The sequence below is a fragment of the Neisseria sicca genome (assembly GCF_014054945.1).
GTDB lineage: Bacteria > Pseudomonadota > Gammaproteobacteria > Burkholderiales > Neisseriaceae > Neisseria > Neisseria sicca.
Genome location: NZ_CP059566.1, coordinates 326,012 through 349,139, shown reverse-complemented (window position 1 = coordinate 349,139; position 23,128 = coordinate 326,012). Strand labels below are relative to the sequence as shown.

19 protein-coding genes and 1 tRNA gene are annotated in these 23,128 nt (G+C 50.0%); 7 read left to right on the top strand and 13 right to left on the bottom strand.

All coding sequences use genetic code 11. The annotated features are described in order from the left end of the window. Positions 1–135 precede the first annotated feature (135 nt). Positions 136–228 (bottom strand) — tRNA-Ser (locus tag H3L95_RS01740). A 165-nt stretch (positions 229–393) separates the two neighbouring features. On the opposite strand from H3L95_RS01740, the gene H3L95_RS01735 reads away from it, so the two are divergent. Further along, positions 394–954: a pseudouridine synthase gene (locus H3L95_RS01735; RefSeq protein WP_182096191.1), complete on the top strand. Its 561-nt coding sequence runs from the start codon at positions 394–396 to the stop codon at positions 952–954. Between the two features lie 94 nt (positions 955–1,048). Here the strand turns inward: H3L95_RS01735 and H3L95_RS01730 are convergent, their stop codons facing one another. From H3L95_RS01730 to H3L95_RS01715, 4 genes are all read right to left on the bottom strand, one after another. Further along, positions 1,049–1,855, bottom strand: coding sequence for a DUF4198 domain-containing protein (locus tag H3L95_RS01730; protein WP_003757845.1), 807 nt, complete (start codon positions 1,853–1,855; stop codon positions 1,049–1,051). Between the two features lie 137 nt (positions 1,856–1,992). Continuing rightward, a complete protein-coding gene (locus H3L95_RS01725; RefSeq protein ID WP_003763340.1) occupies positions 1,993–2,310 on the bottom strand; it encodes a DUF2322 family protein in 318 nt (105 codons plus the stop codon). 255 nt (positions 2,311–2,565) lie between these two features. Further along, on the bottom strand, positions 2,566–3,192 hold the full coding sequence (gene upp, locus H3L95_RS01720) for a uracil phosphoribosyltransferase (RefSeq protein ID WP_003744890.1): 627 nt from the start codon (positions 3,190–3,192) through the stop codon (positions 2,566–2,568). Between the two features lie 162 nt (positions 3,193–3,354). Then, the gene (locus tag H3L95_RS01715) at positions 3,355–4,395 is read right to left on the bottom strand and encodes a Gfo/Idh/MocA family oxidoreductase (RefSeq protein WP_003757836.1); all 1,041 of its coding nucleotides are present in this window, start codon (positions 4,393–4,395) and stop codon (positions 3,355–3,357) included. A gap of 118 nt (positions 4,396–4,513) precedes the next feature. On the opposite strand from H3L95_RS01715, the gene rbfA reads away from it, so the two are divergent. Both rbfA and truB read left to right on the top strand, forming a co-directional pair. Next, positions 4,514–4,885, top strand: coding sequence for a 30S ribosome-binding factor RbfA (gene rbfA / locus H3L95_RS01710; RefSeq protein WP_003757834.1), 372 nt, complete (start codon positions 4,514–4,516; stop codon positions 4,883–4,885). A gap of 106 nt (positions 4,886–4,991) precedes the next feature. Then, positions 4,992–5,906: a tRNA pseudouridine(55) synthase TruB gene (gene truB, locus H3L95_RS01705; protein ID WP_003757831.1), complete on the top strand. Its 915-nt coding sequence runs from the start codon at positions 4,992–4,994 to the stop codon at positions 5,904–5,906. Positions 5,907–6,445: 539 nt separating this feature from the next. Here the strand turns inward: truB and rpoD are convergent. The 3 genes from rpoD to H3L95_RS01690 all read right to left on the bottom strand — a co-directional run bounded on the left by rpoD (position 6,446) and on the right by H3L95_RS01690 (position 13,861). Further along, positions 6,446–8,395, bottom strand: a complete 1,950-nt coding sequence (rpoD, locus tag H3L95_RS01700; protein ID WP_003757828.1) for an RNA polymerase sigma factor RpoD — start codon at positions 8,393–8,395, stop codon at positions 6,446–6,448. Positions 8,396–8,618: 223 nt separating this feature from the next. Next, positions 8,619–10,391: a DNA primase gene (gene dnaG / locus H3L95_RS01695; protein ID WP_003757824.1), complete on the bottom strand. Its 1,773-nt coding sequence runs from the start codon at positions 10,389–10,391 to the stop codon at positions 8,619–8,621. 314 nt (positions 10,392–10,705) lie between these two features. Then, positions 10,706–13,861: a TonB-dependent receptor domain-containing protein gene (locus H3L95_RS01690; RefSeq protein WP_182096190.1), complete on the bottom strand. Its 3,156-nt coding sequence runs from the start codon at positions 13,859–13,861 to the stop codon at positions 10,706–10,708. A gap of 507 nt (positions 13,862–14,368) precedes the next feature. Between H3L95_RS01690 and H3L95_RS01685 the strand changes: the two genes are divergently transcribed. The 3 genes from H3L95_RS01685 to H3L95_RS01675 all read left to right on the top strand — a co-directional run bounded on the left by H3L95_RS01685 (position 14,369) and on the right by H3L95_RS01675 (position 17,020). Next, a complete protein-coding gene (locus tag H3L95_RS01685) occupies positions 14,369–15,805 on the top strand; it encodes an NAD-dependent succinate-semialdehyde dehydrogenase (protein ID WP_003757815.1) in 1,437 nt (478 codons plus the stop codon). A 299-nt stretch (positions 15,806–16,104) separates the two neighbouring features. Beyond that, the gene (locus tag H3L95_RS01680; protein ID WP_003757811.1) at positions 16,105–16,452 is read left to right on the top strand and encodes a hypothetical protein; all 348 of its coding nucleotides are present in this window, start codon (positions 16,105–16,107) and stop codon (positions 16,450–16,452) included. Positions 16,453–16,651: 199 nt separating this feature from the next. Beyond that, a complete protein-coding gene (locus H3L95_RS01675) occupies positions 16,652–17,020 on the top strand; it encodes a hypothetical protein (RefSeq protein WP_003757806.1) in 369 nt (122 codons plus the stop codon). A 469-nt stretch (positions 17,021–17,489) separates the two neighbouring features. Here the strand turns inward: H3L95_RS01675 and H3L95_RS01670 are convergent, their stop codons facing one another. The 4 genes from H3L95_RS01670 to H3L95_RS01655 form a co-directional block, all read right to left on the bottom strand. Next, the gene (locus H3L95_RS01670) at positions 17,490–17,804 is read right to left on the bottom strand and encodes a hypothetical protein (protein WP_003757803.1); all 315 of its coding nucleotides are present in this window, start codon (positions 17,802–17,804) and stop codon (positions 17,490–17,492) included. After that, positions 17,788–18,090 carry an integration host factor subunit alpha gene (locus H3L95_RS01665; protein ID WP_003675494.1) on the bottom strand — a complete coding sequence of 101 codons (303 nt, stop codon included), beginning with the start codon at positions 18,088–18,090 and terminating at the stop codon, positions 17,788–17,790. The genes H3L95_RS01670 and H3L95_RS01665 overlap by 17 nt, the downstream gene beginning before the upstream one ends. Positions 18,091–18,163: 73 nt before the next feature. Next, complete coding sequence (gene pheT / locus H3L95_RS01660) at positions 18,164–20,527, bottom strand: phenylalanine--tRNA ligase subunit beta (protein ID WP_003757802.1); 2,364 nt, start codon at positions 20,525–20,527, stop codon at positions 18,164–18,166. Positions 20,528–20,559: 32 nt separating this feature from the next. Continuing rightward, positions 20,560–21,561, bottom strand: a complete 1,002-nt coding sequence (locus H3L95_RS01655; protein WP_003757800.1) for a hypothetical protein — start codon at positions 21,559–21,561, stop codon at positions 20,560–20,562. Between the two features lie 76 nt (positions 21,562–21,637). Here H3L95_RS01655 and H3L95_RS01650 point away from each other — a divergent pair, with 76 nt between their 5' ends. Beyond that, positions 21,638–22,711, top strand: coding sequence for a DNA cytosine methyltransferase (locus H3L95_RS01650; RefSeq protein WP_003757798.1), 1,074 nt, complete (start codon positions 21,638–21,640; stop codon positions 22,709–22,711). Here the strand turns inward: H3L95_RS01650 and H3L95_RS01645 are convergent. Further along, the gene (locus H3L95_RS01645; protein ID WP_003757796.1) at positions 22,706–23,125 is read right to left on the bottom strand and encodes a very short patch repair endonuclease; all 420 of its coding nucleotides are present in this window, start codon (positions 23,123–23,125) and stop codon (positions 22,706–22,708) included. The genes H3L95_RS01650 and H3L95_RS01645 overlap by 6 nt on opposite strands. Positions 23,126–23,128: the final 3 nt, after the last annotated feature.

Sequence of the window (23,128 nt, the reverse complement as noted above, 5' to 3'; positions counted from 1 at the left end):
CGGCAATCCAGCCTGCGCGCAAACGCTTTCATGTTCCGTAAACGTCAAGTTTGACGGTTTGCCTGTCAGTTATCCTTGCTTTCACAAAAACGCTAAAAAGAAAACCCGTCGGATAATCGACGGGTTTTCGTATGGTGGCGGAGTAAGAGGGATTCGAACCCTCGATGCAGGTTGACCCCACATGCTTCCTTAGCAGGGAAGTGCCTTCAGCCTCTCAGCCATTACTCCTAAGGAAGTGCGTAATATACTGGTTTGGCTCGGGCGTGTCAAGCCGGGCTTCAGGGTATTTTTTAACCGTATGAAATCATTTGTATAAAATATAAAGAAGCGTGAAATTGTAGCCTGTATGCGGCGGCTGGTACAATTCATGCTTGGTTTCAGGATGTGATGAAAATGAATGATTTAATCGTATTGAACAAGCCTTATGGCGTGATTTGCCAGTTTTCGGCGCATGAAAAGTATGGGTGTTTGAAAGATTATGTGTCGCTGCCGGACTTTTATCCGGCGGGACGTTTGGATACGGACAGCGAGGGTTTGCTGCTGCTGACGAACGACGGGCGTTTGCAGGCGCGGATTGCAGATCCTAAGTTTAAGCTGGAGAAAACTTATTGGGCGCAGGTGGAAGGTTCGCCTGACGAAGCGAAGTTGGATATGCTGCGGCGCGGTGTGGATTTGGGAGATTTTGTCACGCGTCCGGCAAAGGTCCGCGTGTTGGAAGCGGGCGAAGCGGATGTTTTGTGGCCGCGCGTGCCGCCTATCCGCGTACGCAAGTCTGTACCTGATTTTTGGGTGGAAATTCGGATTTCGGAAGGGAAAAACCGACAGGTCAGGCGGATGACGGCTAAGGCGGGTTTTCCGTGCCTGCGTTTGGTCAGGGTGGCGATAGGTCGTCTGAATCTATTCGATTTGGGCTTGGCGCTTGGGCAATGGGCGTTTGCGCCTCATAAGCCTTGATGGATGGCTGTTTATTAAATTAATTGGCTGATAAAGAGAAAGGTCGTCTGAAAACCCTGCAATACGGTTTTCAGACGACCTTTGTTATTGGATATTAATGATGCGTATGACCGATTTGGAAGGTCAGGGTGGTGTAGTTCGCCTGTTTTTGGCACACGCTTTGATCGGGGAAATCGGCTTTGTGTTCTACGCTGGCTTTCCAAAAGCCTTGACGCAGGGGGATGATGCTGACTTCGCCTTTGTCGTCCGTGGTATCGGAGAAGGCTTGGGCTTCGGTTTTGTGGGTTTTGCTGCGGTCGCTGGTGTCGAAACCGTCAAATGTGGCGGTAACGGTGGCGTTGGGCAGCGGCTCGCCGTTGAAAAGGACGCGGACTTTGAAGCGTTCGCCGACGTGGACGTTGGCGGGGTTGTCCAGCGGAACGATTTCCAGATGTTGTCCGACTTGCTTGGTGATGACAGCGGTGTCTGCGCTTTCGTGTCCGACGTTGACGATGTTTTTACCGAACATTCGGGTTTGTTCGCAATAGCTGGCGTCAGGCATTTCTTTGATGCTCGCCTGTTTCCAGCCTGCGCTGTTTTTAGACCAGAAGGTCGGCTGGTATTCGGCAGTAACGAGGTAGCTGCCGTCTTTGACAGGGAGTTTGCTGCGGTATTGGTAGTTGTACGTCCCTTTTTGAATCAGATTTTCTTTGCCTTTTTCGGTAATCAGCTGCATGGGCTTGCTGAAAATGTGCAGGCGGTCTTTGGCGATGGGTTCGAGTTCGGGGAACTCGCCATAGCCCAATTCGGCTTGCAGGTATTCGCCGCCGTGCGTATGGGCGATTTCGACCCAGACGCGGTGTGCTTGGGCGGTTGTGCTGAACAGGAGTGCGGATGCGATGAACAATGCGGTTTTTTTCATGGGTTCTCCAAATGTATCGGGTAGAAATTTGATTGGTTATAATATAACAATTTTATTTATAACAAAACGGTTTCATGAAAAAAGGTCGTCTGAAAACAGGATTTCTGTTTTCAGACGACCTTTCGCTTAGCTGATGTTTAAGCGTTAACCGGCTTTAGCAGCAATCTGAGGTTTTCGTTTTTCACTTGCAACAGCAAATCGATATTGGGATGTTTGCCCGGATTGGCTTGCGCGTCGGCAACGTGTTCGGCAAACCAATCCAAACCCTGCGCAGCAGCAGCGGCATCGAGCTTGCCGCCGAAATTCAATGCCAAAGCGTTGTAGAGTTTCAGCGAGCCTTGCTTGCCGGGCGCGTTGGGGATGTGATGGACGGCTTTGCCTTGTGCGTCGAGGATGTCGAGTCCGCTCAAATGACCGATGTCGGGCATGGCAGCGAGGTTGTCTTGGAAGCTCATGGGTGTCCTTTCTAACATGGGATTTTCAACGAAAAATACCTTGTATAGTGGATTAACTTTAAACCAGTACGGCGTTGCCTCGCCTTAGCTGCTCAAAGAGAACGATTCTCTAAGGTGCTGAAGCACCAAGTGAATCGGTTCCGTACTATCTGTACTGTCTGCGGCTTCGTCGCCTTGTCCTGATTTAAAGTTAATCCACTAAAAAAGGTCGTCTGAAACCCATACATTCAGTTTCAGACGACCTCAAATCACGAATCAGCGCGTGCCGAAAATCTTATCGCCCGCATCGCCCAAGCCGGGGATAATGTAGCCGTTTTCGTTCAGATGGCTGTCGAGGGCGGCGGTGTAGATGGTGACGTCGGGATGCGCTTCATTGACGGCTTTGACGCCTTCGGGCGCGGCAACGAGTACCAACGCTTTGATATTTTTGCAGCCTTTCGCCTTCAACAGGTCAATGGTGGCCACCATAGAGCCGCCGGTCGCGAGCATGGGGTCGATAATCAGCGCGGGACGTTCGTCCATGCTGTCCACGAATTTTTCAAAATAGGAAACGGGTTTGAGCGTTTCTTCGTCGCGCTGCAACCCGACCACGCTGATTTTGGCAGTCGGAATCAGGTCGAGCACGCCGTCGAGCATACCCAAACCGGCACGCAAAATCGGTACGACGGTCAAGGTTTTGCCCTTGATGCGGTCGCCTTCGATTTGACCGCACCAGCCGTCGATAATGTATTTTTCAATTTCAAAATCACGGCTGGCTTCGTAAGCCATCAGGCGCGCCAGCTCGGTAGTGAGGGTGCGGAATTTGTAAGTGCTGCAATCGGCCTCGCGCATGAGCGTGAGTTTGTGGCGGACAAGGGGGTGATTGATAACGGTTACGTTCATTTGGCAGGCCTCGGATTGTTTTTGAATGGGTGTGATTATACTTTTTTTTATAACGAAACAAAATAAAGGATACGCAACGGGGGCTTATTTTCTGCGATCTTCAGGCTTACGTTTCCCCAATGGTTTTGCCCCGCCCTTCTATCCGGCGATTTAAACCGCTCCCTACACCTTCACCCGACACCCCGACTTCGCGCTTTCATATACTTTTTCCAGCAGCCCCAGCACTTGCGCCACTTGGCGCGGTTGCACCGCTGCGGGAGATTTACCTTGCAGCGCGTCATAAAGGTTTTCATAAAACGCCGCATAATTGCCGCTGACGCTTTCGATTTTTTTGCGGACGACCACACCGTCGATTTCCGTATGCAGGATGCCCCTTTCGTCTTCTGATTCACGGTTCCACGCTCCGACGGGTTGCACGCCGCCGAGCAGCAGGGCTTCTTGGTTGTCGGCATTTTGTTTGACGTATGAACCGCGTTTGCCGTGCAAAGTCATGAACGGCAAAGGCTCGCGGGCATATTTGCTTGCGGTCAGGGCGACTTTTTTGCCGTCGGCGTAATAAAGCGCGATATAGAAATTATCGTCGCTGACTGCTCCGTCATGCTGATAGCGCACGTCGGCATAAAGCTCGTCGGGCATCCCGAAAACATCGACCGCCATATCCATGAGGTGCGAACCCAAATCGTACACCAGCCCTACGCCCGCCTCGCCCGTTTCCTTCCAGCGTTTTTTGTTCAAGGCAGCCGCATAACGCTCGAAACGGAACTCCGCATCCACAATTTCGCCCAAAAGGTCGTCTGAAAGCAGCTTTTTGGCGGTCAGCGGCGCGCTGTCCCAACGGCGGTTTTGGTAAACGGTCAGCAATACGCCCTGCCGCTCGGCAAGTTCCGCCAGTTGCAAGGCTTGCGCCGCCGTGGCGCACAACGGTTTTTCCACCACCACATTTTTACCTGCACACAAAGCCTGAGCGGCAAAATCGAAATGCGTCTGGTTCGGCGTGGTCACGACCACCAAATCCACATCGTCGGTAAGCAACTCCTCAAACGAACGCACGGTCTGCGCCTGCGGCAGGACTTCCTGCGCCCTATTGCCGCTGCGTTCAAACACGCGCACGACTTCAAACCGCGCATCCGCACGCCAAAACGGCAGATGGAACACCTGCGCCGACATGCCGAACCCTGCCAATCCGATTTTGATTTTCTGCATAGCCAAACTCCTTTTCAGACGGCCTCAAATTGCCGTATATCCGTTATAATACCGCATTTATTTCACACAGGCCGTCTGAAAACAAAGTTGAAACGGCCGCCGCCGTTTAAGGAAAACCATGAGAAAACTGCAACGCGGCTATGCCCGCCAAGACCGTGTCAAAGAACAAATCATGCGCGAACTGGCCGAGCTGGTCCGCACCGGCCTGAAAGACCCGCGCGCAGGCTTCATCACCATCAACGAAGTCGAAGTCACCCGCGATTACAGCCACGCCACCGTGTTCTACACCGTCCTCGACGACAGCACCCGCGACATCACCGAAGAAGCCTTGGAACACGCCAAAGGCCACTTGCGCAGCGAATTGGCGAAACGCATCAAACTCTTCAAAACGCCCGAGCTGCACTTCAAATACGACGAATCGCTCGAACGCGGCATGAGCATTTCCAGCCTCATCGACCAAGTGGCGGCGGAAAAACCGGTGGAAGATTAAAGGTAAAGGTCGTCTGAAAACGCCGCAGTCAAAGCGCGAACCTGTTTTCAGACGACCTTTTGCAATCATTTCCCGCCCACACAACTGCCACTTACCCTTCCCCATCATGACCGCCAAACCCGCCAAACGCCCCGTCAACGGCGTCCTTCTGCTCGACAAGCCCGAAGGACTTTCCAGCAACACCGCCCTGCAAAAAGCCCGCCGCCTCTACAACGCCGAAAAAGCGGGGCATACCGGCGTGCTCGATCCTTTGGCAACCGGACTTTTGCCCGTCTGCTTCGGCGAAGCGACCAAGTTCGCCCAATACCTGCTGGATGCCGACAAAGCCTACACCGCCACGCTGAAACTCGGCGAAGCCAGCAGCACCGGCGATGCCGAAGGCGAAATCATCGCCACTGCCCGCGCCGATATTTCCTTAGCCGAATTTCAGACGGCATGCCAAGCCCTGACGGGCAACATCCGCCAAGTGCCGCCGATGTTTTCCGCCCTCAAACACGAAGGCAAACCGCTGTACGAATACGCCCGCAAAGGCATCGTCATCGAACGCAAACCACGCGACATCACCATTTACGCCATTGATATTACCGAGTTTGACGCGCCTAAAGCCGTCATCGACGTACGTTGCAGCAAAGGCACCTACATCCGCACCCTCAGCGAAGACATCGCCAAACACATCGGCACATTCGCCCACCTGACCGCCCTGCGCCGCACCGAAACCGCCGGTTTCTCCATCCGCGAAAGCCACACGCTCGAAGCCTTGGCAGAATTAAACGAAACCGAACGCGACGCCCTGCTCCTGCCCTGCGATGTTTTAGTGCGGCATCTCCCCAAAATCGAACTGAACGACCGCGCCGTAACCATGCTCAAATGCGGCCAGCGCCCGCAGTTTACCGAAAACATCCCCGCCGACCAGCCCATCCGCGTTTACGACAGAAGCGGAACATTTATCGGCCTGGTGGAATACCAAAAAGAAATCGGCCGCCTCAAAGCCCTGCGGCTGATGAACACGGCGAAAGACTGAATGGTTTGATGATCAAATGAAAATATAGGAAAGGTCGTCTGAAAAACAGGAAAACCGGTTTTCAGACGACCTTTTTTTGCAAACTATGTTTTGGTTGCCAGCCGGTCTAGAAAAGATAACGCGATGTAGCGTGGGCTTTGCCCACGAAGATGATAAGTAAAAAAGCTGCCGAAATTTTCTCTATTATCCGCGGGCAAAGCCCGCGCTACGGGTTTCAACCGACCATAGTGCAATGAATGCAAAACAGGTCGTCTGAAAACGTAAAACTTCTGTTTCAGACGACCCCTTACCCATAAAAAACCGCAGATATGAAACCTGCAGCTTGCTGTTATAAAGTCGTAGCGTGGGCTTTGCCCACGAAGATGATAAATAAAAAAGCTGCTGAAATTTTCTCTATTATCCGCGGGCAAAGCCCACGCTACGGGTTTTAACCAACCGTGCAATGAATGCAAAACAGGTCGTCTGAAAACGTACAACTCCTGTTTCAGACGACCTCTTACCCATAAAAAACCGCAGGGATAAACCTGCGGTTTGCTGTTTTACAGTTTGCTGTCTTCGCTGTCGAGGAAGCTTCTGAGGCGGTCGCTGCGGGTCGGATGGCGCAGTTTGCGCAGAGCTTTGGCTTCGATTTGACGGATACGTTCGCGGGTTACGTCAAACTGTTTGCCGACTTCTTCGAGCGTGTGGTCGGTATTCATGTCGATACCAAAGCGCATACGCAGGACTTTGGCTTCGCGCGGGGTCAGGCTTTCGAGGATTTCTTTGGTGACTTCGTGCAGGCTGGTGTACATTGCGGCGTCTGCAGGGGCAACGTTGTTGGCGTCCTCGATGAAGTCGCCCAAGTGCGAATCGTCGTCGTCACCGATCGGAGTTTCCATCGAAATCGGCTCTTTGGCGATTTTCATGATTTTGCGGATTTTGTCTTCCGGCATTTCCATCAACTCGGCAAGTTTGGCGGAATCGGGCTCTTCGCCGGTTTCTTGCAGATACTGGCGGGAGATTCGGTTCATCTTGTTGATGGTTTCAATCATGTGCACCGGAATACGGATGGTGCGCGCCTGGTCGGCAATCGAGCGGGTAATCGCTTGGCGGATCCACCATGTCGCGTAGGTGGAGAATTTGTAGCCGCGGCGGTATTCGAACTTGTCGACCGCCTTCATCAAGCCGATGTTGCCTTCTTGAATCAAATCAAGGAACTGCAAACCTCGGTTGGTGTATTTTTTGGCGATGGAAATCACCAGGCGCAAGTTTGCCTGAATCATTTCCTGCTTGGCGGCTGCGGTTTCTTTTTCGCTCGACACCATGTTTTTGTTGATGTCTTTCAGCTCTTCGATGGAAATGCGGGTTTCTTTTTCCATGTTTGCCAACTCGGTTTGTTTTTCGAGGATGGCGTGGCGGAAGCGGTCGAGTGCGTCGCTCCAGACCCTGCCTTTGGCGACTTCTTCTTCGACCCATTTCAGGTTGGTGATTTCGGGCAGGAAGTTTTGGATGAAGTAGTCGCGTTCCATATGGACGCGGTCAAGGCAGATGTCGCGGATTTCGCGTTCGAGCTTGCGGATGTTTTCGACACGGCTGCGAAGGTTGCCGCTGAGGCTTTCGATTTGGCGGGTGGCGAAGCGGACTTCCAAGAGCTTGTTGGCGATGGCGTCGCGGTGTGCCAGATAATCGGGGTGGCGGCTGTCGTGTTTTTCCAGCTTTTTGATCATCTTGCCGTATTCGCTTTCGATGAAGGCGAAGTGTTCCAGCACTTTTTGCTTCAATTCGGCAAGATGCGCGGCGGACATGGCTTCAGAGTCGCTGCCGGAATCGTCGTCATCGTCGTCTTCATCCGCTTCATCTTCTTCACTGCTGCCGGAATCGTCGTCGTTTGACGCGCTTTCCAAGTGTCCCAAGCCCAATTCGTTGAGCAACACTTCGTTCGGGTCGATGATGGCTTCGACCACTTCGTCCACGCGGATTTCATCCTTGCGGATTTGCTCGATCAGCTCGAGGATTTCGGCAATGGAGCCCGGACAGGCGGAAATTGCCTGCACCATGTTTTTCAGGGCGTTTTCGATTTTTTTGGCGATGATGATTTCGTCTTCGCGGGTCAGCAGGTCAACCTGCCCCATTTCGCGCATATACATACGCACGGGGTCGGTGGTTCTGCCGAACTCGGAATCCGCGCTGGACAAGGCGGCTTCGGCTTCGGCAACGGCATCGTCGTCGGTTACGGCGGCGGCGTTGTCGCTCAACAAAATGTCTTCCGCATCAGGCGCCTGCTCGGTCACTTGGATGCCCAAGCCGGAAATCATGCTGACGATGTTGTCGATTTGATCCGCATCGGACATATCGTCGGGCAAGGCGTCGTTGATTTCGGAATAAGTGATGTAGCCGCGTTCCTTACCCATGATGATGAGCTGGCGCAGGCGGGCGCGCTGCTCTTCGAGGGTCAGCGGACGGTTGTCGTCCTGTTCTTGATAGTCTTCGTGATTTTGGTCTTTAGACATGGATTACTTTCTTGATCTGATGGTGTGCCGACGGTTTGCATGATGCACCTGAAGGCGGAACAGAGTGATAACCGATTTAAAGTCAATCTGTTGGGTTATCACTCTGAGGTCGTCTGAAAGCTCTTTGGAACGGGTGTTCTGCGGGATCATCATGTTCGCAGCTTGGGACAATGCTTTTCTGACGGCCTGAAGGTTGCTGGATTCGGCTGGGATTGCCGTTCGTTCAATTTTGCTTTGCGGTCAAAAGCGACAGCAAGAGTTTTTTTTCATTTTCATTCAAACCCGATTGCAGGCTTTTCTGCTTGAGGGTTTCGATTTGTTGGTATTTCAACTCGTTAAGGAGTTTCTTCATGCCGATTTGGAAGTTCTCGCGGTCTTCTTCGCCTCCGCCTTCCATTTCTTCAGAATAGAGTGTCGATTGGAAGATTTGGTTCACGGTTTCTTCGTAAGGAGAACCGCGCATATACTCTAAAACCTGCGCGGTAGCAGGTACGGCGGCATGGCTTTTAATGGTTTCGGCGAGATTGGCAAGGCAGGCGAAATCGCCGTCCAACGCCACATAATCGGGCAGGTCTATATATGCAGCCCAATCCGGATTTATCAAGAGGCTGCGGATTTGCCGTTGCACCAGCGTCAGCATGACCGGCTGTTTGACGGAAATCGGAGGCAGTTTGTAGCTTTTTTGTTTGACGTGCCGCTTCGGCGCTTCCTGCCCCAATAGTTGGGCGAGATTGTCGGGATCGATGCCGACCAGTTCGCTAAGCCGTTGTTTCAACAAATAAGCCAATGCCGGCGCGGTAATCTGCGCCAAAAGCGGCGAACTGGTTTTCACCAATTCCGCCTTACCTTCCTGCGTATTGAGATTGAGGTCGTCTGAAAGATGCTCCCAGAAATATTCCGACAAGGGCTTGCTTTGATTCAACAGCGCGTCTTCAAATTGCGCTTTGCCGTAGGCGCGGATGTAGCTGTCGGGGTCGTGTTCTTCCGGCAGGAACAAAAAATGCAGCGATTTATCATCTTTCAACTGCGGCAACGCATTTTCCAGCGCGCGCCAAGCCGCTTTCCGTCCCGCGCTGTCGCCGTCGAAACAGAAATAAATACTGTCCGCCTGACGCATCAGGATTTTGACGTGTTCCGCCGTCGTCGCCGTGCCCAAAGCCGCCACGCCGTAGCCCACGCCGAACTGCGCCAGCGCGACCACGTCCATATAGCCTTCGACCACCAAAATCCGCCCTGCGTCTTTGACCGCAGCACGACCTTCATACAAGCCGTAAAGATTTTTCCCTTTATCAAACAAAGGCGTATCAGGCGAATTCAAATATTTCGGCTTCGAGTCGTCCAACACCCTGCCGCCAAAACCGATTACCTGCCCGCGCGGATTGCGGATGGGGAACATAATCCGATGACGGAAGCGGTCGTAATGCCGCCCCTCATTGTCAATCACCATCCCCGTATCCACCAACGCGGTATTCGGGTACGGTTGGAACACTTGCGCCAAAGGCTGCCAGCCGTCGGGCGCAGAGCCCAAACCATAATGCGCGATGACTTCCGCGCTCAAGCCGCGTTTGTCCAAATAAGCTTTCGCCGCCGGATTGAATTTCAACTGTTGCGCATAAAAATCAGCCGCCGCAGCCGTCGTTTCCTCCAACGTCTGCTGTTTTTTCTTACGTTCGGCACGGACTTCAGGATTATCGTTCTGCCCGCGCACTTTAGGCACAGCCATGCCCACACGGTCGGCAAGAAACTGCACCGCCTCCGGAAACGACAGCCCCTGATGTTCCATCACAAAACCAATCGCCGAACCATGCGCTCCGCAACTGAAACAATGATAAAACTGCTTGGTCGGACTGACCGAAAACGACGGCGTCTTTTCCTTGTGGAACGGACAACAAGCCATATAGTTCGCCCCGCCCTTCTTCAGCGGAACCTGCTCGTCGATAATATCGACAATATCGACTTTGGCCAGAAGCTCGTCAATGAAATCGGATGGAATCATAGTTCGGCGGATGCGTATGGACGGGACAAACGTTTTCAGACGACCTTTTATCTTAAAGGTCGTCTGAAAACGGAATCTCGAATCGGTTTGAAAACAAGGTTCGTATTATAACGTGTATTCAGGATAAAAATAGCACTCTTACAAAACCGGCTCCTTAGCGGACAGCTTATACAACATAAACCTTCGAGGTCGTCTGAAAATTCGTTTTCAGACGACCTCGGATGCTTAAAACCTGTATTCTGCTTTGATGACAAAGCCCCTGAATATCCTCTTCCCAATATCGAAATACGGGGAAATCCTAATTTGAAATTACTTTAGAACTTGCCTGTAATCCCTATCCTGATGGTTCTACCCGGTGCGGGCATGAAGGAGCGGCTGAACGGGTCCATATAGTAGCGGTTGGTCAGGTTGGTGCCCACCAACTCAGCGGTGATGTTTTTGTTGATGCGGTAGCGCAGATAGGCATCGACGACGGCCGTGGGGGTCCAACGCATATCTTCTATGCCATCAGTATAGCCTTTGACTTCGTCCGTAGCGGTGGCGTAATGGTCGTTAACCGCCCGCTCGAAGCCGCGCCATGAGTCTACGCGGGTTTTATAGACGTCGCTGTGCCAGTGGAAGCGGGTGCCGACATCCAGTTTGTTTTTCAGGAAACGTGCGCCCAATTCGGCATCGACCGACCAGCGCGGCTGCATCATGGATGACAGGTAACCATCGATTTTCACGCCGCCGGGGAAACAGGTCGGCGCGCGCAGCAGCGGTTTGCTGCCGCTGCTTTGAACATGCAATCTCAGCACAGTTGACTGCAATTGGTCAGTGAATGCGGCACCTTCGTCGCAGACGTCGTTGCGGATGGTGCGGATGAGGCCGAGGCTGCCGTACACCTTGCCGGTATCGAAGCGGGCGGACAATTCCGCGCCAGAACGTATCTGCTTGTCGAATTGTTCGAATTCAAGCTGGTCGTTGCGGTCGATGATGTTTTTGGTGATGTTGCGGAAATAGTTGATGCGGAAATCGGCCTTGCGCATTTTCGGGAACATTCCGGTCAGGTCGTGGATATAGCCGACCTCGAAATTTTTGCCGCGTTCGGGTTTCCATTGGTAGCCATAGCGGTTTACCGAGGTGGTGTTGAGCTTCGGGCTGATGGGAACACCTACGGTACCCTCGAAAATGCTGGGAAAACGCAGGGTTTGGGTATAGCGCAGGTAGGCGCGGGCATAGTCGGTCAGATTGAAGGTTACCGAAGCGGCGGGTGCCCAGCCGCTGCCTTTCTGCTTCAGCACCTGCTGCTTCTGCGCCGGGGTCAGCACGCTTTTATAAGAGTAGTCACTTGCAGTTTCGGCTTTAAGGTTTTGGAATTTGTTTACAAAACGCGGGCTGCTGGGATCAGCCGGATTATAGGCGGGGTTTTCGACACGGGTCAGCACTTTGGGATTGTTCAATACCGGATGGTCGGCCATATTCAGTTTGCCGTATTGGTCTTTGGTCCAATCGAAACGCGCTCGATTAGCATACACTGGTATACCTATACCGTTAGATCCGGGATTGATTTTAGTAAATGCATCCAACATGTCTTGTGTCGGTTCGCACGTAGGAGACATGATGCAGGCATCGGCTTTTTGGTAGGCTTCGTAATCCTTTTTCGTTGCCACAACTTCAGCGGTATATCGAAGCCCCCTGTGGGCTTCCAATTCACCGCCGTTGTCTAAGAATTTTTTGACACTGTCGTCTTGCAGGGAGAAGTTGGTATAGCGCGCGCCTGCGGTCAGCGTCAGCCACGGGCGCGGCTCGAAGCGGAAATTGAAGCCGAGGTTGTATTCGCGCCGCCTGCCGTTGCGCGGGTAGGTAATAGTATCAAGAAATGAACTGGGATAGATCAAGTTTTGATCAAATTCCTTTTTGTAGCGGTTGCCATATAAATCGGCAAATTCGTTATGCGTTGCCAGTTTTTCGTTCTGAAAGTCGCCCAATACGGTCAGCTCGAGATTGTCGTGCAGCTTCATGCGGTTGGAGAAATTGAAGCCGTTGCGATTGTTGGTGGCGTAGAGCGCCTGCGCCTGGCGGGTATTGAAGCGGCCGTCGGTATTCGGCAGGCCTTCGTCCAAACCGGGCCTTTTGCGAAGGCCTTGAATCCAGTCGTCGGCAGCCGCATTCCATCCCACGTCGGTCCAAGCAATATCGCCGGGGACGCCGCCGGAGGAATTGGTTTTGGAGCGGGTGCGGGTGGCCCATAGCGAGGCGTTCAAATCAATCCAGCGGCTGCCCTCGGGTTTCCACGAATAGTCGATATTGTAGGCACGCTGCTTGACCCACGCCTGTGGCCATTCGGCGATTTTGTTTTGGGAATCGACATTATCACCTTGGAAACCGCCGCCGCTGAGGATACGCGAGGGCATGACCTCGCCGAAGGTCGAGTGCGTATGGCGCAGGCCGAGTTTGATGCTCTGGTTGTTCGGCAGGCGGAAGGTGGTTTTACCCAGCCAGGATTCGGTTTCCAGCGAAGTATTGGCCACCTCGCCGCCCGGCGTATAGAAGAGGCCGATAATGGGGGCTTCGGGGCTGAGTTCCTTTATTCCCTGTTCTTGCAGCCTGCGGAGGTTCTCGGCATTGTCGATAGAGTAGAAGCCGTAGCGGTGCGCGCCTTTTTTGCCTGAAAAGTAATTGCCCTTGTTGCGGTAGGCATAGGTGAGTATGGCATCGAAATTATCCTGTTTGGTCGCAGCGGCGATGCGGTAGGCCTTGTCTTCCGAAAATTTATGCTTGCCGCCGAAGCGCGGGGTCAGTCTGTCGGAATCGTCGGCATAAAACCGCCAGTATCCGCCCATTACATTTAAAGGATTTTCCAAGGTACGGTAGTCCACGTTTTCGGCATAGGTGGCTTTGCGCGGCTTGATGGAATTGTTGCTAGCCTCTGCCTTGATTTCCACGCCGTATTTCTGACCTTTGGGTACGATGTCGTCGGCCTCGAGGGTTTTCAGCGCCACCGAACCGCCGATACCGCTTTTGACCTCGCGGTTGAACGACGGGCCTTTTTCCACATACACGCTGCTGATGATATTGGGATCGACATAGTTGCGGTTGTTTGCGCCGAACATGCCGCGCCAGACGGTAATCGCCTGCTCGGTGCCGTCGATGGTAACGGGAATCCGTCCCTGCCCCTGCACGCCGCGTATATTGGGATCCAGCGCGCCGCTGTTGCGCGCGTCGCCGCTGTACACGCCGGACATACCGCTTAAAAGGTCGGATACGGTGTTGCCTTTGAAGGTTTCGACATCCTCCTTGCCTTTGTAGAGGTTGACGATTTCGCGGGTATAAACTCGGCTTTTACCAATTTCATCTTTATTGCGCGTGCCTTTGACGGTAACGGGATCGAGAATGACGGTCGGCGTATTATCGGCAGCATAAATGATGGGAGAGAAACCAATGACGGCGATGCAGGCGGCAAGGGTGTTGACTTTGACTGGCTTCATAACGGATTCCTTGTGTGGCGGAATGTCAGACAGCGTCGTCTGAAAATGTTCAGACGACCTCGGAAAGGTTTTGCCGCAAATAGAAATAGATTGAAATATATTTAATGATTTTGATTATTATTTGTATAATTTTTTGAGATTTTAACAAGTTTTTAAGCGCATGCAAACATTTGCCGGATATATCCGCATTTAATAGTTAAAATGATTTAAAAACCTATTCCATTGTTTAACATAAAAATATTCCATTTTTTATATAACCCATATAGGCAAACAAGAAATTCAAAAATAAAAATTGCCTGAATATGTCTTATCAGCCGGTCAAAACACTTTCTTACCATTCAAACGAAAAATCCTAACCAAGCCCATAAGACATTTTCAGACGACCTTTTTAGCTACCTACTTTGGGTTCTTCTTCTCATGTGACTCAAACTGCTCAAGCAGTTTGCGCTTTTATCCTATGAAGAGAATAATGACTTCCATCCATCATCTATACACACGAGGGCAGGCATGAACTCTTTTACATCATTGTTAAACCATCCCGATATTTCTTTTCTCCCGATTCCAGACAGCATCAAAGTCGATAATCCGGCGACGGGCGAGACTTTGGCGTTTGTCCGCACAACCCGTTCAGACAGCCTCAAGTTGCTGATTCAAAAGGCGGAAGCCGCACAAAAATTATGGGCGGCAAAAACCGCGTTGGAACGCGCCGATGTGTTGTGGCGTTGGTATTTTCTGATGAAGGAAAACAAAGAAGAACTGGCGCGCATCATGACGATGGAACAGGGCAAAAGCCTGACCGAGGCGCGCGGCGAAATCGATTATGCGGCTTCGTTTGTACGCTGGTTTGCCGAAGAAGCGCGGCGGATTGACGGCGATGTGCTGACAAGCGTGAAGGCGTCGCAAAAACTGGTCGTGTTGAAACAGCCCGTCGGCGTTACCGCCGCGATTACGCCGTGGAACTTCCCGTCCGCGATGATTGCGCGCAAAGCCGCGCCTGCTTTGGCGGTGGGCTGCGCGATGATCGTCAAACCTGCATCGCTCACGCCTCTGAGCGCATATGCGCTGGCGCTACTGGCTTACGAAGCGGGCGTGCCGCAGGATTTGCTCCCCGTCGTCAGCGGCCGCGCTTCGGAAATCAGCCATGAATTTGCCACGAACCCGACCGTGCGCAAAATCAGCTTCACCGGCTCGACCGAAGTCGGCGCGAAAATTTTTGCTGACAGCGCGGCGGACATTAAAAAACTCAGTTTGGAGCTGGGCGGCAACGCGCCGTTTATCGTGTTTGACGATGCCGATTTGGACAAAGCCGTCGAAGGCGCGCTGGCGAGCAAGTTCCGTAACAGCGGTCAAACCTGCGTCTGCACCAACCGCGTGTACGCTCAATCGGGCATTTACGACGAATTTTGCCGCAAATTAAGCGAAAAAGTAGCCGCGCTCAAATTGGGCAACGGCTTGGATGAAGGCGTGAACCAAGGGCCGCTGATTGAGGAAAAAGCGGTGGAAAAAGTCGAGCAGCACATCGCCGACGCGCTCTCCAAAGGCGCGGTCTGTCTCACCGGTGGCAAACGCAGCGCATTAGGTGGAACGTTTTTCGAACCGACCGTTTTAAGCGGCGTAACGGCGCAAATGGCGGTGGCGCGCGAAGAAACCTTCGGACCGTTGTGTCCCGTGTTCCGCTTTGAAACCGAAGCCGAAGTCATTGCGGCTGCCAACGATACGGAATACGGTTTGGCGGCCTACCTCTTCACCTCCGACGCTGCCCGACAATGGCGCGTCGGCGAAGACTTGGAATATGGCATGGTCGGCATCAATACCGGCCTAATCAGCAATGAAGCGGCACCGTTCGGCGGCGTGAAACGTAGCGGGCTGGGACGCGAAGGCAGCAAATACGGTGCGGACGAATATTTGGAATTGAAATATTTGTGTATCGATGTAGCGGATTGAGTTTAGTCTCAGGAGGTCGTCTGAAAACGTAACTTCAACAAGATAATCTCCCCCTATCTTTGTAGCAGCACTCTGAAAAAATTGGCGGAAATCAACAAATACGCGATACAAGGCTGCCGTGTCGTGCAACTGATGAGTTCGCCAAATATTTTTACAGGGGCAACGACACCAAACTTTAAGGCTCACTGGATAGTATGGGAAAGTCCGTTACACAGCCGGCAAACAGGGGAGATATAGTGGATTTGAAACTGTTTACTTGAAACAATAATTTTTAAAGCAATAACATAGGAAAAAAGAAAATGAAAAGATTGTTTATATTTGCTCTAGCTTGCTTTACTGCGAGCTGTACTGTCACACCAAAAGTCGAATCATTGCCTGATGCAGAATTAAATAAGCCATATTTCATAGAATTTAATGTGGCCAATCAAGCTACTTATCCCGATCATTTCATAGTAGAAATGGATCCTCCGAATTCGGGGTTAACTGTAAAGCCTATCGATAAGTGGTATGATACGGTTCATATTTCTGGAACTCCAAAGATGAAGCAGGATATCATGATTGAAATATCATATTTAATAAGAGGGCCCGTAGGTTTTTTTGAAGATCCGGAACAGAAGAAATTTTATCAGATAAAAGTTAAAGAATGATTTAATGTTATCTGAAGGTTTAGTTTAGATAGCTTTTCTCTAAGAAAGGATTGTTCATATTTCAAGAAAACACCGCGTTGTTTACATAACAGGCGTAGGTTGAATTGGAAGCCTAACTTTCTCAAAGGTCGTCTGAAAAATTTCTAAAAGCCAGCTTTGGAGCAATTGATTTTAGAATTTTGTGAAATATCAGTAAATTATGGAGCTTATTTTAAGTATGATAAGGAAAGTATTTATCTTTTCGACTGTAATAGCATTATCCGGTTGTTTTGCCGGCAAACATAAAGTTCAGGCATTACCGGATGCAGAATTAAATAAGCCATATTTCATAGAATTAAGAACCAAATATGCTGCTTATCCCAATCATTTCAATGTGGAAATGGATCCTCCGAATTCGGGGTTGACTGTAACACCTACCAATATGTGGTATAACAAATTGAATATTTCTGGAACTCCAATAACTAAGCAGGATATTAAGATTGAAATATCTTATTATGTAAGAGGAGCAGTAGGCTGGTTTGAAAGTATGGACCAGAAAGAATTTTATCAGATAAAAGTCAAAGAATAAGTTAAGGTTATCTGAAGGTTTAGTTTAGATGGCTTTTCTCAAAGAAAGGATTGTTCATATTTCAAGAAAGCACTGTGTTATTTACATAACAGGCGTAGTTTGAATTGGACACCTAACTTTCTCAAAGGTCGTCTGAAAGTTTTCAGACGACCTTTTTACTAATGGCAGTTGTCCCGTTCGATTGTTCATGCAACAGAAAAAACGGAAGATGATATAGTGGATTAACTTTAAACCAGTACGACGTTGCCTCGCCTTAGCTCAAAGAGAACGATTCTCTAAGGTGCTGAAGCACCAAGTGAATCGGTTCCGTACTATCTGTACTGTCTGCGGCTTCGTCGCCTTGTCCTGATTTAAATTTAATCCACTATAAATTGGCATAAAAATATATTGTTAAACTTTTCATCATCAATAAAAAACCAACCTTTCAAAGGTCGGTTTTTTTATTTTTCGCAGAAATACGAAATGGCGATTATGAATGCGCTTCCAAATCTGCCAAAATTTGATTCAGGCTATCCCTAACCTCTTCTGCCTTTGCAGCAGGATGACCGTTTGCATCCAAAGAATCACGGCTGAAGCGGTCGACATAAGGCGCAAAGGTATCTTTCAGCTTCAGCAGTTTCACCACATCGGAACGGGTGTAACGATCGCCGCCGTAACCGACAACGATACCGTTCTCATGTTGCCACTGGGCAAATTGTGACGGGCTGATTTGCACCAGTTCGCACATTTCGTCCAGTGAGAAATAACGTTTTGCAGGAATAACGGGATTAGCGTTGTTTGTCATAGTAATGCTCCACCATGCCTTTGAGTTTTTGGCTGGCATGGAAAGTGACTACGCGGCGGGCGGTAATCGGTACTTCTTCGCCGGTTTTCGGATTACGGCCGGGACGCTGCGGTTTGTCGCGCAACTGAAAATTACCGAAACCGGAAATTTTGATTTCTTCGCCGCGTGCCAAAGTGCTGCGGATTTCTTCAAAAAAGAGTTCGACGATTTCTTTGGCATCGTTTTTGGTTACATTGCTGACTTTATCTACCAAAATATCGGCCAATTCGGCTTTAGTTAATGTCATATTATTACCTTCTGTTGTAACAGGTGCAGATTATTACCAATTTCTATTTAAAATTCAAGCGAATATTTATTTTTTAGCTGCGAAGTTGCGCTCCCGCAGCAGTTGCCGCGTCAATCAGTTTTCCGATAACTGGCTCGACTGTTTCATCCGTCAGCGTGTTTTCCATATCCTGCAAAATCACTTTGACCGCCATGCTCTTCATCCCTTCAGGCAGGCCCGTACCGCGATATACGTCAAATACGCTGATTTCCTGTACCAACTTGTTTGCCGCGCCTTTCAATGCGGCCAACAAATCATCATGAGTCATGGTTTCAGGCATGACAAACGCCAAATCCCTGCGCACCGGCTGGAATTTCGATACTGCCTGATAACGCGTTTTTTCCCGTTCCAACACGGCTGCCATGTCGATTTCAAATACCAGCGGCGCTTGCGGCAAGTCGTATTTTTGCAGCCATTTTGGATGCAATTCGCCGACAAAGCCGATAACTTGGCCGTCTGAAACGATATTGGCAGCACGGCCGGGATGCAGGGCGGGATGTTCGGTTTTGACGAACTCAACTGCTTTGTTTTTCAAAAGATTTTCTACATCGGCCTTGATGTCGTAAAAATCTGCGTTGCGCGTTTTCTTGCCCCATTGTTCGGGCATCGCCGCGCCGTACCACAGGCCGCCGATGCGTTCGTTTTGTACAAACTGGCCGTCTGAACCTTTGCTGAACACGCGGGCAATTTCAAACACGCGCACGCGGTTTTGCTTACGGTTCAGATTGTTTTGCAAAATTTCCACCAAGCCGCCGATAAGTGTGGAACGCATCACGGCATACTGCGCCGCCAGCGGGTTTTGCAGACGGATGGGATTTGCGTTGGCGGCAAAATCGAGTTCCCACTGCTCGTCAACGAAGGCGTAGCTGACCACTTCGCGGTAGCCGCGCGCCGCCATTTCGTTATAAACGGCAAAACGCGGACGGCGGGTTTCGGGCAGCGCCAGCATTTTCAGACGACCTGACGTGTAATCGTCAGGGATATTTTCATAGCCGTAAACGCGACCAATTTCTTCAATCAAATCGGCCTCGATTTCGATGTCGAAACGGAAACTCGGCGCGGTAACGCGGAAGCCTTCCGCCGTTTTTTCAGGCTGCAAGCCCAAGTGCTGCAAAATGGTTTCCACCTGTTCGGCAGGAATGTCCACGCCCAACACGGTTTTCAGACGACCTAAACGCAATTCGACCTGCTTCGCTTCAGGCAATTCGCCTTGCGCTTCCACCATTTCTCCTGCTGCACCGCCGCAGATTTGCAAAACCAGTTCGGTGGCGCGTTCGATGGCATCAGCCTGCAAACGGTAATCCACGCCACGCTCAAAGCGGAACGACGAATCCGAGCCAAAACCATATTGGCGCGATTTGCCGGCAATGATTTCAGGCGCAAACCAAGCCGCTTCCAGCACGATATTTTGCGTGTCGTCTGAAACCGCGCTCGCTGCACCGCCCATCAGACCCGCCAAACTCAACGCGCCTTTTTCATCGGCCACTACCAGCGTGTTTTCAGACAGGGAGACGGTTTTCTCGTTCAGACATTCCAGCGTTTCACCTTCGCGCGCACGGCGGATGTGCAGGCTGCCTGAAAGTTTGTCGGCATCAAAAACATGCATCGGCTGACCGATTTCCAGCATCACATAATTGCCAATGTCCACCAGCGCGGAAATACTGCGGACACCGCTGCGATCCAAACGCTGCTTCATCCAATCCGGCGTAGCGGCGCGCGCGTTCACGTTTTCAATCACGCGGCTGATAAAGCGGCCGCAATCGGCAGGCGCATCAATCTGCACGGGCTGTTTGCAGCTGCCCGTGATTGGCGCGGCATGGATTGCTGGCTGCTTGAACGCACAACCCGTCAGCGCGGACACTTCGCGCGCGATGCCTTTGATGCTCAGGCAGTCGGCACGGTTCGGCGTGATTTTCAGCGTGAACACCGTATCGTCCAAATCCAGATATTCGCGGATGTTTGCACCGACAGGAGCGTCTTGCGGCAAAATGTGCAGACCGTTCACGCCGTCGTCAGGCAGACCAAGTTCATCGGTAGAACACAACATCCCGTTCGACACCACGCCGCGCATCTTGGTCGGCTTGATTTTGAAATTGCCCGGCAACACCGCGCCAGGCAGCGAACACGGCACTTTGATGCCCGCTTTCACATTCGGCGCACCGCACACAATCTGTACCAACTCGCCCGTCCCCGCATCGACTTGGGTAACGTTCAAACGGTCGGCATCAGGATGTTTTTCAACGGATTTCACTTCGGCAATCACCACGCCCGTAAACGCAGGCGCGGCAGTCTCGGCCTCTTCCACTTCCAAGCCGGACATGGTTAACAAATGTTCCAGCTTATCGGCGGAAAGTTCGGTATCGGCTTGGGTTTTCAGCCATGAGTAGGAGAATTGCATGTTATGTTCTCAAAAAATGTAGGTTGTAATAATTAGAATTGCAAGGTAGTCCGGTGCCGTACATCTGTTTCAGATAGTAGGGATTTTATATCACCATAAAGCCTAGACAGTGGTCTTAAAAAATCGGTACCGTTGATGTTTTTTGGCATTTCCCTATTATTCTTACTATAAAATTCAAAGATCTGATTATAGGTATTTGTTTTATTTTCCTGCTGTTTCAGAGATACAGGAATATCTGGCAGGTACATTGCCAAAAATCCAACCCTTTGGAAATTACGGATTTTAGCTTTACTGGTAAATTCTTTATAATCGGTGAAAAAGCCAACACCCAGAATATCTGTGGTATAGCCGGAAGCCAACAGCCTCTCACGGGCAAAATTCGATTTGACGGACAACCATAAGTTATTGGGCAGACACATCAGTACAAAATCACCATAAGACTGGATTTCCGGATTGTTGGTTTTAAAAAAATGTATGCCATCGATCAAATCAGCCAAAGCCCTTTCCAGCAACATTTCAGAAATAGTTCCCAAATTAGAGACCCCACTCTGTGATTCGGATTCCGTTTGCCGTCTCACCCATGCCAAACGATTTAAATCATCTATTTCAGTCTTAAAGCGGATAAAATTTTCCGAATCAACCTCCTCACCAACCAACAGAGCAATTACTTTCAGAGTGATCTCTGCTTTTAAGTGGATATGTTTTAATACCAAGCCGAATACCGGAAATTCAGCAACAAAAATCCAAATCAGTTTTTGATACGGGTTATTATCATACCTAGGTATCTCGACAGAACAGGATTTTCTTAACGCAGACTGTTGACTTTTGCTCATTTTTGCATATAAGTCGATAATTTCATCCTTAAAATCATCAGCATCCAATTCCATCAGTTTACCTTGAGACGGTAATGCATTGTAAAGCAACCGATATACTGGACGGTAAAATCCGTCTGCAATTTCTTGACTGAAGTGGCTGAAATCAGGTTCAGACGACACTTCTATGCCCCTGATACATTTCACCGAAACATCTTCCATAAATTTAAAAACCTCTTGGCTTTTTACAATCAAAAAGATAAAATGTGCTTAATCTGGTACATTTATAGACCCTGATATGAAGCAAATCCACATCAAATTAAACGACGAACTACACCAAAAATTGTCCACATACTGCAAGCTAAACCATTTAAGTATCCAAGACTTTGTAGAATCTCAATTATTTTCGAGTCTATACAAGTCGCAAACTCCCCAAAACGCACCCTTTCGGTTTATCGACCTTTTTGCTGGAATCGGCGGAATCCGGTTGCCTTTTGAAGAATTGGGAGGGCAATGCGTATTCAGTTCCGAAATCGATAAATTCGCCAAAACAACCTATCAGGCATTCTATGGAGATGTCCCGCATGGTGACATTACACAAATCGCTCCGTCCGAAATTCCTGATTTCGACCTGTTACTAGCCGGATTTCCCTGCCAGCCATTCAGCCAAGCAGGATTGAAAAAAGGCTTTACTGATACACGCGGTACAATGTTTTTCCATATAGAAGAAATCATCCGCCAAAAGCACCCTAAAGCTTTTCTATTGGAAAACGTAAAAGGTTTAAAAGGACACGATAAAGGTCGGACATTCCAAACAATCTATGACTCTCTGACTGCACTCGGCTATACTGTCAATGCCAAAGTAATGGCAGCTAAAGATTTCAACCTACCCCAAAACCGTGAACGGATTTATATAGTCGGCTTTCGCTCTGCAAAAGATGCCGCACAATTTGAATTTCCCCATCCCTTACCTAAAACCGTGAAGGTGGGAGATATCTTGGAATCCTTCCCCGATGCCAAATATACAATTTCAGACAGACTTTGGCAGGGACATTTACGACGCAAAGCCGAGCATAAACAGAAAGGAAATGGTTTTGGTTACGGTCTGTTCAATGCACAATCCGAATATACCAACACTATTTCAGCACGTTACTATAAAGATGGTTCTGAAATTCTGATTGAACAGGAAAATACCAACCCGCGCAAACTTACTCCATTAGAAGCTGCAAGATTACAGGGATTTCCTGATGAAATCGTTCTCAAAGCGCGTAAGCGGGGGGTATCAGATGTGCAACTTTACAAACAATTTGGTAATTCCGTAGCTGTAAATGTCATTCGCAGCATTGCCCAAAAAATAGTTCCTCTACTATAACTTTTTTCTATTCAAAGAATCTGCAATCTGCTGAGCATATCGCTGGGGATTCTTAACAACATCCTTTCCCCAAAATCGAAAGACTTCCCAGCCCTCAGCTTTCAGACGGTCTGTTACTTCTATATCCCGTCGGATATTGCTTTCTATCTTAGCAATCCAAAATTCGCGGTTGCCCTTTATTTCCGCTTTTCTCTGTTCCCAATCCTTGCCGTGCCAAAACTCGCCATCGACAAACACGGCCACTTTGTATTTTTTAAATGAAAAATCAGGCTTCCCAAAAATGCTTCCGCTATTTTTCCGATACCTGAGCCCCAAAGCCCACATCGCTTTTGCCAACACAAGCTCGGGTTTCGTCCCTGTGCTTTTGTTGGACTGCATACATTTTTTGCGCTGTTCGGGGGTTAATTTATCCATTAG

What these genes read in the sequence shown, in the direction of transcription:
- H3L95_RS01645 (WP_003757796.1), bottom strand. Translation starts at nt 23,125, where the DNA reads ATGGATAAATTAACCCCCGAACAGCGCAAAAAATGTATGCAGTCCAAC.
- upp (WP_003744890.1), bottom strand. Translation starts at nt 3,192, where the DNA reads ATGAACGTAACCGTTATCAATCACCCCCTTGTCCGCCACAAACTCACG.
- rpoD (WP_003757828.1), bottom strand. Translation starts at nt 8,395, where the DNA reads ATGTCTAAAGACCAAAATCACGAAGACTATCAAGAACAGGACGACAAC.
- H3L95_RS01650 (WP_003757798.1), top strand. Translation starts at nt 21,638, where the DNA reads ATGAAGCAAATCCACATCAAATTAAACGACGAACTACACCAAAAATTG.
- H3L95_RS01715 (WP_003757836.1), bottom strand. Translation starts at nt 4,395, where the DNA reads ATGCAGAAAATCAAAATCGGATTGGCAGGGTTCGGCATGTCGGCGCAG.
- H3L95_RS01725 (WP_003763340.1), bottom strand. Translation starts at nt 2,310, where the DNA reads ATGAGCTTCCAAGACAACCTCGCTGCCATGCCCGACATCGGTCATTTG.
- H3L95_RS01655 (WP_003757800.1), bottom strand. Translation starts at nt 21,561, where the DNA reads ATGGAAGATGTTTCGGTGAAATGTATCAGGGGCATAGAAGTGTCGTCT.
- H3L95_RS01670 (WP_003757803.1), bottom strand. Translation starts at nt 17,804, where the DNA reads ATGACAAACAACGCTAATCCCGTTATTCCTGCAAAACGTTATTTCTCA.
- truB (WP_003757831.1), top strand. Translation starts at nt 4,992, where the DNA reads ATGACCGCCAAACCCGCCAAACGCCCCGTCAACGGCGTCCTTCTGCTC.
- rbfA (WP_003757834.1), top strand. Translation starts at nt 4,514, where the DNA reads ATGAGAAAACTGCAACGCGGCTATGCCCGCCAAGACCGTGTCAAAGAA.
- pheT (WP_003757802.1), bottom strand. Translation starts at nt 20,527, where the DNA reads ATGCAATTCTCCTACTCATGGCTGAAAACCCAAGCCGATACCGAACTT.
- H3L95_RS01690 (WP_182096190.1), bottom strand. Translation starts at nt 13,861, where the DNA reads ATGAAGCCAGTCAAAGTCAACACCCTTGCCGCCTGCATCGCCGTCATT.
- H3L95_RS01685 (WP_003757815.1), top strand. Translation starts at nt 14,369, where the DNA reads ATGAACTCTTTTACATCATTGTTAAACCATCCCGATATTTCTTTTCTC.
- dnaG (WP_003757824.1), bottom strand. Translation starts at nt 10,391, where the DNA reads ATGATTCCATCCGATTTCATTGACGAGCTTCTGGCCAAAGTCGATATT.
- H3L95_RS01675 (WP_003757806.1), top strand. Translation starts at nt 16,652, where the DNA reads ATGGAGCTTATTTTAAGTATGATAAGGAAAGTATTTATCTTTTCGACT.
- H3L95_RS01665 (WP_003675494.1), bottom strand. Translation starts at nt 18,090, where the DNA reads ATGACATTAACTAAAGCCGAATTGGCCGATATTTTGGTAGATAAAGTC.
- H3L95_RS01735 (WP_182096191.1), top strand. Translation starts at nt 394, where the DNA reads ATGAATGATTTAATCGTATTGAACAAGCCTTATGGCGTGATTTGCCAG.
- H3L95_RS01730 (WP_003757845.1), bottom strand. Translation starts at nt 1,855, where the DNA reads ATGAAAAAAACCGCATTGTTCATCGCATCCGCACTCCTGTTCAGCACA.
- H3L95_RS01680 (WP_003757811.1), top strand. Translation starts at nt 16,105, where the DNA reads ATGAAAAGATTGTTTATATTTGCTCTAGCTTGCTTTACTGCGAGCTGT.